The sequence below is a fragment of the Planctomycetota bacterium genome (assembly GCA_016872555.1).
Taxonomy (GTDB): Bacteria; Planctomycetota; Planctomycetia; order Pirellulales; family UBA1268; genus F1-20-MAGs016.
Genome location: VGZO01000075.1, coordinates 1 through 11,617, shown reverse-complemented (window position 1 = coordinate 11,617; position 11,617 = coordinate 1). Strand labels below are relative to the sequence as shown.

The following is an 11,617-nucleotide window of genomic DNA, read 5'->3' as shown; positions in this document are numbered from 1 at the left end:
CCCGGCGGCGACGATGTCGTGGACGGTGCCAGACATGTCGTCGGGCACGTCCTGCTGCAACAGCGCCACCGTCGTGCCGGGGGCCACGATCACGGCACCCGAGTCGGGCTTGACGGCCCCGGCGACTAGGCGCATGAGCGTGGTCTTGCCGGCGCCGTTGCGGCCGAGGAGTCCGACGCGCTGCCCGCGCTCGACATGGCAGGTGACGTCGTCGAGGAGCGGCAGGCCGTGGAAGCGGATCGAGAGGTCGCGGAGCGTGATCAGGGGCATCCGTCGGGTCCGGGGGCAGCGCCGGCGCGTTGATACAAGGGCTCGGTGGTCGCGCGGTCGAGTGACGTCCAGCACCGAAAAGCCGACCACCCGGATACGATAGGTGATATCGACTCGGCAGGCGCCTTGACTGGTCCCGTCGCGGTCGTCACGGCGCGGGGGCCTGCTTGGCCTTCAGCGTCTCGCCGATGAATGCCGTGAGCTTCGGCCCGCGGAGCTCACGCGACGTGCCGAGGATCTTCCCCGAGTCGCCGTCGACGAGCAGCACGAACGGGATCCCGCTCACGTCGTACTGCTGCGCCAGCGAGGCCGGCCGTCCCCGGCCGTCGTGGATTTGCTTCCAGGGCAGCTCCCGGTCGACGAGGAACTGCCGCACCTTCTCCTCGTCGTCGTCGCCGTCGAGGCTCACGCCGAGGATCTCGAAGCCGGCGTCGTGCCAGTCGTCGTAGGCGCGCTTCACGTTGGGGATCTCCGCGATGCAGGGGCCGCACCAGGTCGCCCAGAAGTCGAGCATCACGATTTTGCCGGCGTAGCGCCCGGGAAACTCGATCGAGTCGCCGTCGAGGTCGGTGGCGGAGAAGGCCAGCGCCGGCTGCCCGATCCGCAGGTCGGGGGGCAGGGGCCGGCGCGGCAGTTCCTCGGCGGCCGGGGCGAGCGTGAGCCGGCCGTCGGCGAGCGAAAACACCATCGTCGACCCGGTGAAGTTGAACGGCTTGCCGATCGTGGCGACCTCGTAGTTGCGGCTGATGTCGCCGTCGCCGTTGCGGTCGATCGGCAACGTCGCCTCCGCGTCGGGCGTACCGGCCGTGAACGTCGTCAGCTTCTCGCCGTCGATCTCGAAGGCGTACTCGTGGCCGAAGTCGACGTACCAGAGGAGGACGTTGGCCAGCTGGGCCCGGCGCGGGTCGTTGGGATCGAAGCGGTACACGCCGATGCTGCCGACGTTGCCGTCGCCGAGGTTTATCGTCGCGGTCCCGGAATAGGTCGTCGAATCGCCCTGCTGCTTCGGCTCCCATGTCGTCGCCGGATCGTTCGTCAGGTCGCCGTCGGCGTTGGTGTCGACCCACAGCCGGCCCGGACCCTCCTCGGGCTGGTCGATGACGAACGCCCACGACGATTCACCGAGCGTGAGCAGGCCGTAGGCCGGCCGCACGAGCCCTTCCGGCGCGACCTTCACGATGCCCGCTTCCTGATCCATCGGCGCGCGGATCGGGCGGTAGCCGCCGATGCGGCGGGTCACTCCTTCGGCGAGGAAGCGCTGTTCGACCTCGCCGGCGGCGCCGGCGCAGGCCGCGAGGAGGACCACGGCACCGGGCAACCAGCCGATCGACGAGGGCGCGGGATGGGTCATGATGGCCGCCGGAGGTCGGAGACGGGGAAGAATGGCAGGCACGCACGCCGCGTGCCGGGGCGGTGCCTCGGGCAGCCCCGACGGCCCGCGCCGATCGGCGACGACGGCCGCCCCGCCCGGTCCGTCGCGCGGTCGACTGTAATGCACCTGGCGCGGCGTGGCAATTCACCGCCCCGTGCGCGGCCGGGGCAGCGCGGGTGTCGCCGGTGTCCGGGCCGCGGCCGTGCGCCGGCCCGGTCGGTAAGCTGCCGGCTGGCGAGCGACCGAGACACGTTCATGGCGGGAGCGATCCATGGAAGCGACGTCGAGTTGGTTCGTGTGGGCGCTGTTGTCGGCGGCTTTCGCGGCGCTGACGGCGATCTTCGCCAAGATCGGCGTCGAGGGGATCGATTCCGACCTCGCCACGCTCGTGCGGGCGGCGATCATCCTCGTGCTCCTGGCGGCGTTCGTCTGGGCGACGGGAAAGGGGCGTGATCCCCTCACGCTCCCGGCGAAGACGCTCCTCTTCCTGGCGCTGTCCGGGATGGCGACGGGGGCGTCGTGGGTGTGCTACTTCCGCGCGCTGAAAATGGGCGAGGCGTCGAAGGTCGCGCCGGTGGACAAGCTCAGCGTGGTGCTCGTGGCGGTGTTCGCATTCCTGTTCCTCCACGAGCGGCCCGCGGCGAGGGAGTGGGCGGGGATCGTCCTCGTCGCCACCGGCGTGCTCGTCCTCGCGCTGAAGCGCTGACCGACCGGGGTCGAGCGCCTGCCGCCGACAGGGTCACCCGTGCCCATCCGGCGGCGTCGGGCTACCGAGGCGGCGCCCGCCCGGCCGGCACGCGCGGCGTCAGTCGCCGGCGCGGACCATCTCGACGACGATCGGCTCGGGAAGCTCGAGCGTGATCGTCATCGTGTCGGCGCCGGACAGGCGATGGCGGATCGAGAGGTCGAAGCGGTTGCCGTCGGCCCCCGTGATCGAGACCCGCGACACGAGCGCCCCGTCGTCGGCCTGGATCCAGGTGCCGGTGAAGGTCGCCCCGCGGGCGTCGCCCCAGGCCTGGAAGACGGTGCCGTCGGCGGCGTTGACCGCGACGAGCGCCGTCGAGGGATTGTCGCCGGCGGCATTGACGATCTCTCGATGTCCTGGACCGTGGCGACGACGCGGAACCGGGTCGGGCTCCCCGGAGCGGTGTCGATCACGCTCACCGAGTCGGAGACGTGGTTCGCCACCCAGACCTCGCGGCCGTCGAGCACGTCGCGGTAGCCTATCGCACCCGAACCGCGCGACCCATGCCGAGTCGCGCCCGACGACAAGCCCGCGGTCCCCCGGCGCTCACCCGGACCGGGCGGTGGTGGGAATCGCCGTCGTTACGAACGTCATCCCGGCGGCGCGGAGCCGGTCGACGAGCACGTCTCCGAAGGCCGTCGCCGGCGTGAGCACGCCGGCACGGTCCGGCAGCCGGTCGCGGTTCACGACCAGCGCCAGCGCACTTTCGCCGAGCATCAGCGACGTCGCCGCGTAGCCGGGATCCCCCTGGGCCGCGACGCGCGTGCGGTAGCGCGTGCCGCCGGTCGTGCCGGCGACGATGTCGAGCGCGAACATGCCGTTGGCCCGGGCCTCGTCGTCCGGACCTTCCCCGGGGGCCGGGAGGAGCCGGTCGAGGAGCCGGCGCGTGGGGCCGAAGCCGAGGCCGGCGACGAGGGCACCGAAGCCGAGCGTCATCGCCAGGGCCCGTAGCGGAGAAGCGAGCGACGTGCCGAACCCGACGAGCTCCTGGTAGTGGAAGTCGGGGCCATAACCGCCATCGAGCAGCGCGTGCGACCGGCGGACGATCCGCGTGTTGAACGGGGCCATCACGAACGGGCCGACCCACTCGCCGAGGCTCCGGTCGTGGCGCGGCCAGGCGACGTCGGCGTCGCGCAACGGCCAGCCGCCGGCCGACGGCGCCCGCCGGACCGGGTCGAGGCCGAACGGATCGGCGACGAGCCGCGCGAGGGCGGGGTCGGCGCCCGTCATCCGCAGCTGCTGGCGGAGCGAGTCGATCGTGCCGCCGCTGAATCCCCCCTTTGCCTTCCGCATCACCAGCGCCGTCGCGCCGAGCGTGCCGGCGCCGTCGGCCGCGGCCCGCCGCGCGGTGATCCAGACGCCGAGGTCGGAGGGTATCGAGTCGAACCCGCAGGCGTTGACGATCCGCGCGCCCGACGTCCGGGCGGCGCCGTGGAACCGGTCGATGCACTCCCTGACGAACACCACCTCGCCGGTGAGGTCGACGGAGTCGGTGCCGGCGGTGGCGCACGCCTCCACCAGCGGCACGCCGTGGCGGGCGTAGGGGCCGACCGTGGTCGCGACGACGCGCGTCCGGGCGGCGAGAGCGCGGAGCGCGGCCGCGTCGGCGGCATCGGCGACGACAATCGGCCAGTCGGCGGCGCCGGGGAGCGTGGCGCGCACGGCGGCGAGCTTTTCCGCGCTTCGCCCGGAGAGGGCGATCCGCACGCCTGCGGGCGCGTGCCGAGCGAGGTGCCCGGCCACGAGCCGGCCGACGAATCCGCTCGCGCCGTGGACGACGATGTCGAACTCGCGGGGGGCGTGCCCTGTCATCCGAGGTCCTCCACGGGATCGGCGGGCTCGGGACGAGCCGTGTCAGAACTTCGGCAGCTCGTTTCGAATCCCCTCGTCGAGCGGGAGCCGGTCGGGCAGGGCACCGTGGCGCTCCTGGAGCCGCACGAGCTCGGCGGCGAGCCGGGCGACGTCGGCTGCGTGGGCCGGATCGGCGGCGAGGTTTCGCATCTCGAGCGGGTCGGTGCGAAGGTCGTAGAGCTCGGCGGCGTGGCGGTCGGGGCCGCCGTCGCCGTGCGGGTAGCGGATGTATTTCCAGTCGGCCGTGCGCACCGCGCGGACGTTGGGGGTGAAGGGAAACTGCCGCTCGTAGTCGTAGTGGTAGAGGAACGACGTCCGCCAGCCGCTGGCGTCGCCGGCGAGCAACGGCGCCCACGAGCGGCCGTCGGCATCGGGGAGGGGAGGGAGCCCGCACAGGTCGAGGATGCTCGGGGCGAGATCGAGCGACAGGACCATCGACCGGACCACGCTGCCGGGGCGAGCGCGGCGCGGATAGCGGACGAGCAGCGGCACGCGGATGCTCTCCTCGTAGGCGGTGCGCTTGTCGACGCGGCCGTGCTCGCCGAGGGCGAAGCCGTTGTCGCTGGTGAAGATCACGACCGTGTCGTCGAGCCGGCCGGTGTCGCGCAGCCGCTCGATGATCCGGCCGACGCTGTCGTCGACCGAGGCGATGCAACCGAGGTAAACGCGGACGAACTTTCCGTACTCCTGCTGGCCGTAGAGCGGCCCGCCGAGGCCGTGCCAGGTGGGGTAGGAGCGCTCGAGCCACTCCGGCTTGCCGTCGGCCGCCCGGTAGCTCTCGGCGCTCGCCGGCTTGACGACGGGGTGGTCGTCGAAGGCGTGGGCGTAGCGTTCCTCGGGGACGATCGGCCCACCGTGGGGCGCCTTGTGGCCGACGACGAGGAGCCAGGGCTTGTCATGGGGCCGGGCGAGCCAGTCGAGCGCCGCGTCGGTGACCACGGTCGTGTAATACCCGGGGATCACGCGCCGCTCGCCGTCCACGTTGAATTCGTTGTCGTGGTAGGCACCCTGGCCCTTGTGGCTCATCCAGAAGTCGAACCCGGGGCGGCGCTGGTCGTCGTTTTCCCCCATGTGCCACTTACCGATGTACGCCGTCTCGTAGCCCGCCTCCTGGAGGCGGCGCGGGTAGCCCGGCAGGGCGGCGGGGTAGTCGGTGAAGTTGTCGCGCACGCCGTGGCGGTGGGCGTAGCGGCCGGAGATCAGCGAGGCCCGGCTCGGCGAGCAGAGCGACGTGGTCACGAAGGCGTTGGCGAACCGGCAGCCCTCGGCGGCGAGCCGGTCGAGGTGGGGCGTCTGGAACCAGGGGAACAGCGCGCGATCCCCCTGCTCGCGCTGCACGACGCCCAGCGCGTCGGGGCGCATGTCGTCGGTGAGGATCACCAGGACATCGGGGCGCTTCCCGTCGGCCGCGTTGGCGACGGTCGCCACGGCTGTCGCGAGCAGGAGCGATATCACCAGCCACCAGCCCGCTCGCATCGCGATTCCTTCCGGTCGTGGTTCGGGTTGGGCGCGAGTGTAGTCAGTGCGATGGAAACCGGTGTATCGGAACACAGGTCACGGTGCGAACCGACAGCAGGGAATTCATTCCCAGGCAAGCTGCCACGACGGAGGCCGGAGCGAATCACTACAGCGCAGTGGGGGCGATTCGCTCCGGCGGCGGGGCGGGCTCCGCCAGAGTAAGGGCACGGCTCCGTTGTGTGCCCTGCGGAAAGCGCCCCGCAACCGGCTATCGCGATTGTCGGTCCCATTGGCGCCGGATTTGCACTGCGTTCGGTCGCACCGTGGTCGCATGGGCCGCGGGCAGCCTTCGGAGGGAGCCATATGCGCCGACCGATCCACCGTGCCATCGCCCTGGCGCTCCTCGCCTGCGCGGCCAGCGCGCCCGACGGCGGGGCGCTTGCCCAGGCGCCGAGCTTCACGCTCGGTGCGAACTTCAACGGGTCATCGATCAATCAGTCGGGATTCATCCCGCCCGACACGATGGGGGCGATCGGCCCTTCCGACTACGTCGAACTGATCAACGGGCGCTTCGCCCGGTATGGCAAGACCGGCGTCCAGCAGGAGGCCCGGTCACTCGACAGCTTTTGGAACACGGCCCTGGCCGCGGGGGGCGGCGGGAGCGTGCAGAGCTTTTCGTTCGACCCGCGTGTGATGTACGACCGCCACAGCGGCCGCTGGTTCGCGACCGCGGTCGACTCCCTCCGGTCGACTCCCTCCGGTCGACTCCCTCCGGTCGACCACCAGCGGGATCCTCGTCGGCGTCACGACGGGAAGCGATCCCTCGGCGGGCAACTGGCGGGCGTTCCGGTTCGATGCCGATCCGACCGACCTGCGCTGGGCCGACTACCCGACACTCGGCATCAACGGTGACTGGGTGACGATCAGCAACAACATGTTCGGGGTGGCCGGGACGACGTCGACGTCGATCTCGGTGCTGACGATCCCCAAGGCGAGCCTTACTGCCGGGGCCCCGTCGCTGACCGGCAACAAGTACTTTGCCGACACCACCGCGGCCCCGTCGCCGCGGCTCGTCGACAGCAACGGCTTCACGCTCCATCCGGTGTACGACTACTCCAACAGTTCGCCGAACGTCGGCTACCTGGCGTCGCGATTCAACAACAGCTTCCTCCAGGTGTCGACGATCAGCGGTGCGGTCGCCAACCCGACGCTCACCGGCAACCGGTTCGTGCAGACGCAGACCAGGTCGATGGGGGACATCAACGCCCCCCAGCTCGGGGCCAACGACAACATCGATGCCGGCGACGCGCGCTTCAGCGCGTCTCCGGTGCTCGTCAACGGCAAGATCTGGGGAGCGCACTCGTTCGACGACGGGGGCAAGTCGCGGACCGTCGTCTACCGCCTCGACGCGACGACCAACACGCTCGAATTCGAGGGAACGGTCCCGCTGTCGAACGCGGCCCTGTGGGCCTACTACCCGTCGATTGCCGTCAACGAGTCGGGCGCGATCGCGATCGGCTTCTCCGGGTCGGATGACGCGACCTACGTGAGCACTTACGCCATCGCCGGCCAGTTCGACGGCACGAGCGTGACGTGGGGCACCGAGCAGCTCCTCCAGGCCGGCCTTGCCAACTACAGCCGCCTCGACGGCGCCGGCCGCAACCGCTGGGGCGACTACTCGGCGCTCCAGGTCGACCCGAGCGACCCGACCCGGTTCTGGACGATCCAGGAGTTCGCCAGCGCCACCAACGAATGGCAGATGCGCGTCACCGAGCTGCGCTTCAACGCGGTCCCCGAGCCGAGCACGATCGTGTAGCTCGCCGGCGGGGTGGCCGCCGCAGCGTGGACGCACCGCCGCCGGCGACGCCGCGCCCCGCGGGGCGATCCGGGGTGAGCGCGAGGGCTGCGGTGGACGCTTCGCCGCAGGGGAGCCGTCAATCGCGGCTGCGGAGCTTGGAGAGCAGCCGGAGGATCTCGATGTACAGCCAGACCAGCGTCACCATCAGCGCGAACGCGCCGTACCACTCGAGCTCTTTCGGTGCCCCGCGGTCGGATGCCTGCTCGATGTAGTCGAAGTCGAGGACGAGGTTGAGCGCCGCGATCACGACGACGGCGAGGCTGAAGAGGATGCCGATCGGGCCCGCGGAGTGGATGAACGGGATCGGGAAGCCGAACCACGACCCGAGGATCGACATCAGGTACACCAGTCCGATGCCGCAACTCGCGGCGACGACGCCGAGCTTGAAGTTCTCGGTCGCCTTGACGAGCCCCGACTGGTAGGCGAACAGCAATCCGGCGAGCGTGCCGAACGTGCCGCCGACGGCCTGGATGACGATCCCGGGATACTGGGCCTCGAAGCTCGCCGACACGCCGCCGAGAAACAACCCCTCGGCCGCCGCGTAGACCGGTGCAAGCGTCGGCGCCCAGGAGTGGCGCAGGCAGATCGCCAGTGCCGTCAGCAGGCCGACGACCGCTCCCCCGAGGGCCCAGGGCATCGCGGCGCCGGGGTCGGCCTCGACGGCGGCGAACGTCTTCGACCACGTGAACGACGCGGAGGCGAATGCGATCACGAGCAGGATCATCGTCTTCTGCGCGGTCCCGCGGACGGTCATCGTCGTCGCCGGGGATTGCTCGGCGGCGAGATCACGCCGGAAAACGCCGAAGTTTTCGAACGTCTTGTCGTTGAGCGTCGGGTTTCCGGTGCGCATGGATGGAACCTCGCGGAAGGGAGCCAGAAGCAGCGACCCAGACCAATGATAAAGTATACGCACCACCCCCCGAAAAGGTTGATCGGGAAGGGTGGCAGCGGGATCGCAGGGCCCCCAGGATAGGTATATTCACTGGTGGCGTCGTGGTCGTCCCCCAGCCCGCCTCCGGCCGAGGAGTTCGCTCGATGCGGCCCATCCGGCGCTCGCCGTGGCGGTGGCTGCTGTCGGGCTGGCTGATCGCGGCGGGCTTCGATCTCTTCTGCCGCGCCGACGAAGGCGCGGAGGGCGTGCCGTGCGCCACCGCCGGCGACCGGCCCGACGCGCCGCCGCCGTCGTTCGAGTCGGACGTGCTGCCGGTGCTCCGTCGGCACTGCCACGCCTGCCACGGCGACGACGCGCTGGAAGGCGCGCTCGACCTCCGCTCCGCCTCCGAGATCCTCCGTGGCGGCGAGAGCGGGCCGGCGGTGGTGCGCGGCGACCCCGACGCGAGCCTGCTCGTCGACCTCGTCGCCCGGGGGCAGATGCCCCCGGAGGGCGCGGACGCCGTCGATGCCGCCACCGTCGAATTGCTGCGGCGCTGGGTCCAAGCGGGGGCGCCGGCCGCCGAGCCGATCGTCAGGCTGCCGCCGCGGACCCAGGTCACCGCGGCCGACCGCGGTTTTTGGGCGTTTCAGCCGCCGCGGAAGGCCGACCTCCCGGCCGTCGCCGGCGCCGCCCGGGTGCGGACGCCGATCGACGCCTTCGTGCTCGAGAAGCTCGAGGCGGCGGGGCTTTCGTTTTCGCCCGATGCAGACAAGCGGGCGCTCGTCCGCCGGGCGACGTTCGACCTCGTCGGGCTGCCCCCCGACCCGGCGCGGGTCGAGGCATTCGTCGCCGACGACCGCCCCGACGCCTACGAGCGGCTCGTCGACGAGCTGCTCGCCTCGCCCCACCACGGCGAGCGCTGGGGGCGCCACTGGCTCGACGCGGCCGGCTACGTCGACAGCAAGCTCGACAACGACCTGGCGACGATCTACGACAGCGGCGAGGCGATGTGGCGCTACCGCGACTACGTGATCGGGGCGGTCAACGACGACAAACCGTTCGATCGGTTCCTCGCGGAGCAACTCGCCGGCGACGAGCTGGTCGACTGGCGGACAGCGGAGGCCTTCACCACCGACACCGTCGCGCTGCTGACCGCGACCGGCTTCCTCCGGACGGTCGACGACCACACCAACGAGCCACAGTACGGCGTCGAGAAGCGCTACGAGGTGATCAACGAGACGGTGAGCATGGTCTCGACGGCGCTGCTCGGCCTGACGATGGACTGCTGCCGCTGCCACAACCACAAATACGACCCGCTGCCGCAGCGCGACTACTACCGGCTGATGGCCTGTTTCGAGCCGGCCTACAACGTGACGGCGTGGAAGATTCCCAAGGCACGTCATCTCGCCGACGTCCCTCCGGCCCAACGCCAGGCGATCGACGCCCACAACGCCGCGCTCGACGAGCGGCTGGCCGCCGAGAAGAAACTCGAGGACGATACTCGGTCCGCGGCCCGCCGACGGCTTCTCGACGCGCGTCTCGCGGCACTTCCCGAGGCGGACCGCGAGGGAGCCCGCGAGGCCGTCGCCGTCGCGGCGACGAACAGGACCGCAGCCCAGCGCGACCTCGTGAGCCGGCATGCGGCCGCCCTCGGGCTCGACGCCGCCACGTTCGAGCTGCCGGTGGCCGACGTGGAAGGGGCGCTGACCGACACCGAGAAGGAATCGCTCGCCGGTTGGGCGCGAAACCGCGAAACGCTGCCCGCGGAAAAGCGCTCGTATGGCCGGATCACGGCGCTGTGGGACGAGGGCGCGCCGCCGGTGTCGCGCGTCCACCGCCGCGGCGTCGTCGCGGCGCCGGGCGTGCTCGTCCAGCCGGGCTTTCCCGAGGTGCTCGGGCCCGAGGGCGAGGCACCCGCGATCGGCCAGCCAACGGCGGCGGGGAGCAGCGGTCGCCGGTTGGCGTTGGCGCGGTGGCTGACAGATCCGCGGCACCCGCTCACCGCCCGCGTCCACGTCAACCGCGTCTGGCATCATCACTTCGGCCGTGGGATCGTCGCCACGCCGGGCAACTTCGGCCGCTCCGGAAGTCCACCGTCGCATCCGGAACTGCTCGACTGGCTGGCGGTCGACTTCGTCGAGCATGGCTGGAGCACGAAGCGGCTGCACCGGCAGATCATGCTGTCGACGGCCTACCGGCAGGCGTCGCGACGGCCCGCCACGGGCGACGACGGTGCCGCGGCGGGGAAACGGATCGATCCCGACAATCGCCTTCTGTGGCGGATGAACCTGCGCCGGCTCGAGGCCGAGATCGTGCGCGACGCGATCCTCGCCGTCTCCGGCGGCCTCGATCGGAGCATGGGGGGCCCGCCGGTGCCGATCACGACGCCGGCCGACGGCCTCTCCGAGGCGAAGGCCGAGCCGATGCCGACGAGCCCCTTCCGGCGGAGCCTGTACCTCCTCGCCCGCCGTGTCTATCCGCTCAAGTTCCTCGAGCTGTTCGACGCGCCGATCATGGCGGTCAACTGCACCGAGCGGGTGACGTCGGCCACGCCGCTGCAGTCGCTGGCCCTGCTCAACAGCGCGTTCATCCTCGCCGAGGCCGAGCGGATGGGGGCGCGGGTGGCGCGCGAGGCCCCGGCCGACGACGCCGCGCGGATCGACCGGGCGTACCGGCTCGCTTACGGGCGGCCGCCGACGGTCGCCGAAGGGGCGCGGGCCGCCGCGTTTCTCGTCGGGCAGGCGGTCGACCACGTCGCGGCGGGGCGCGGCGCCGACGAGGCCGCGGCGGCGGCGCTGGCCGACCTGTGCCACATGCTCCTGGCCTCCAACGAGTTTCTCCATGTCGAGTGAGCGTTTCGCACCGGGCCGGGATCCGCTGCCGTCGCGCCGCGCGGCGCTGGCAAGCCTGGGGGGCTCGTTCAGCGGCCTCGTCCTCGCCGCGCTGCTCGCCGACAAGGGGCACGGCGCCCCGACGGCCGCAGCAGCTTCGCCCCTCGCCCCGCGCCCCGGCCACTTCCCCGGGCGGGCGAAGGCGGTGATCCAGCTCTGCCAGAACGGCGGGCCGTCGCAGATGGATCTCTTCGACCACAAGCCGGAGCTGTCGAAGCGGAGCGGGCAGCCCCATCCGGGCACGGTGGAGACCTTCCAGCTCGGCAACAAGAACGTCCTCCTCGGGACGCCGTTCCGG

Annotated in this window: 10 protein-coding genes; 5 read left to right on the top strand and 5 right to left on the bottom strand. The window is 71.4% G+C overall.

The window, feature by feature from the left end:
* A partial coding sequence (locus FJ309_16080) for an ABC-F family ATP-binding cassette domain-containing protein (protein ID MBM3956102.1) occupies positions 1-270 on the bottom strand: 270 nt, incomplete at its 3' end.
* A 148-nt stretch (positions 271-418) separates the two neighbouring features.
* Positions 419-1,621 carry a TlpA family protein disulfide reductase gene (locus FJ309_16075; GenBank protein MBM3956101.1) on the bottom strand — a complete coding sequence of 401 codons (1,203 nt, stop codon included), beginning with the start codon at positions 1,619-1,621 and terminating at the stop codon, positions 419-421.
* Positions 1,622-1,913: 292 nt separating this feature from the next.
* Between FJ309_16075 and FJ309_16070 the strand changes: the two genes are divergently transcribed.
* The gene (locus FJ309_16070) at positions 1,914-2,348 is read left to right on the top strand and encodes an EamA family transporter (protein MBM3956100.1); all 435 of its coding nucleotides are present in this window, start codon (positions 1,914-1,916) and stop codon (positions 2,346-2,348) included.
* 585 nt (positions 2,349-2,933) lie between these two features.
* Here FJ309_16070 and FJ309_16065 read toward each other — a convergent pair.
* Both FJ309_16065 and FJ309_16060 read right to left on the bottom strand, forming a co-directional pair.
* Positions 2,934-4,199: an enoyl-ACP reductase gene (locus tag FJ309_16065; protein ID MBM3956099.1), complete on the bottom strand. Its 1,266-nt coding sequence runs from the start codon at positions 4,197-4,199 to the stop codon at positions 2,934-2,936.
* Positions 4,200-4,241: 42 nt separating this feature from the next.
* On the bottom strand, positions 4,242-5,714 hold the full coding sequence (locus tag FJ309_16060) for a sulfatase (GenBank protein MBM3956098.1): 1,473 nt from the start codon (positions 5,712-5,714) through the stop codon (positions 4,242-4,244).
* 345 nt (positions 5,715-6,059) lie between these two features.
* Between FJ309_16060 and FJ309_16055 the strand changes: the two genes are divergently transcribed.
* Positions 6,060-6,608, top strand: coding sequence for a hypothetical protein (locus FJ309_16055; GenBank protein ID MBM3956097.1), 549 nt, complete (start codon positions 6,060-6,062; stop codon positions 6,606-6,608).
* 4 nt (positions 6,609-6,612) lie between these two features.
* On the top strand, positions 6,613-7,512 hold the full coding sequence (locus tag FJ309_16050) for a hypothetical protein (protein MBM3956096.1): 900 nt from the start codon (positions 6,613-6,615) through the stop codon (positions 7,510-7,512).
* A gap of 118 nt (positions 7,513-7,630) precedes the next feature.
* Here FJ309_16050 and FJ309_16045 read toward each other — a convergent pair whose 3' ends face one another.
* Positions 7,631-8,404, bottom strand: coding sequence for a Bax inhibitor-1/YccA family protein (locus FJ309_16045; protein MBM3956095.1), 774 nt, complete (start codon positions 8,402-8,404; stop codon positions 7,631-7,633).
* Positions 8,405-8,406: 2 nt separating this feature from the next.
* On the opposite strand from FJ309_16045, the gene FJ309_16040 reads away from it, so the two are divergent.
* Both FJ309_16040 and FJ309_16035 read left to right on the top strand, forming a co-directional pair.
* Positions 8,407-11,280, top strand: a complete 2,874-nt coding sequence (locus FJ309_16040) for a DUF1553 domain-containing protein (GenBank protein MBM3956094.1) — start codon at positions 8,407-8,409, stop codon at positions 11,278-11,280.
* The coding region (locus tag FJ309_16035; GenBank protein MBM3956093.1) for a DUF1501 domain-containing protein at positions 11,270-11,617 on the top strand (348 nt) is incomplete at its 3' end. The genes FJ309_16040 and FJ309_16035, both read left to right, overlap by 11 nt.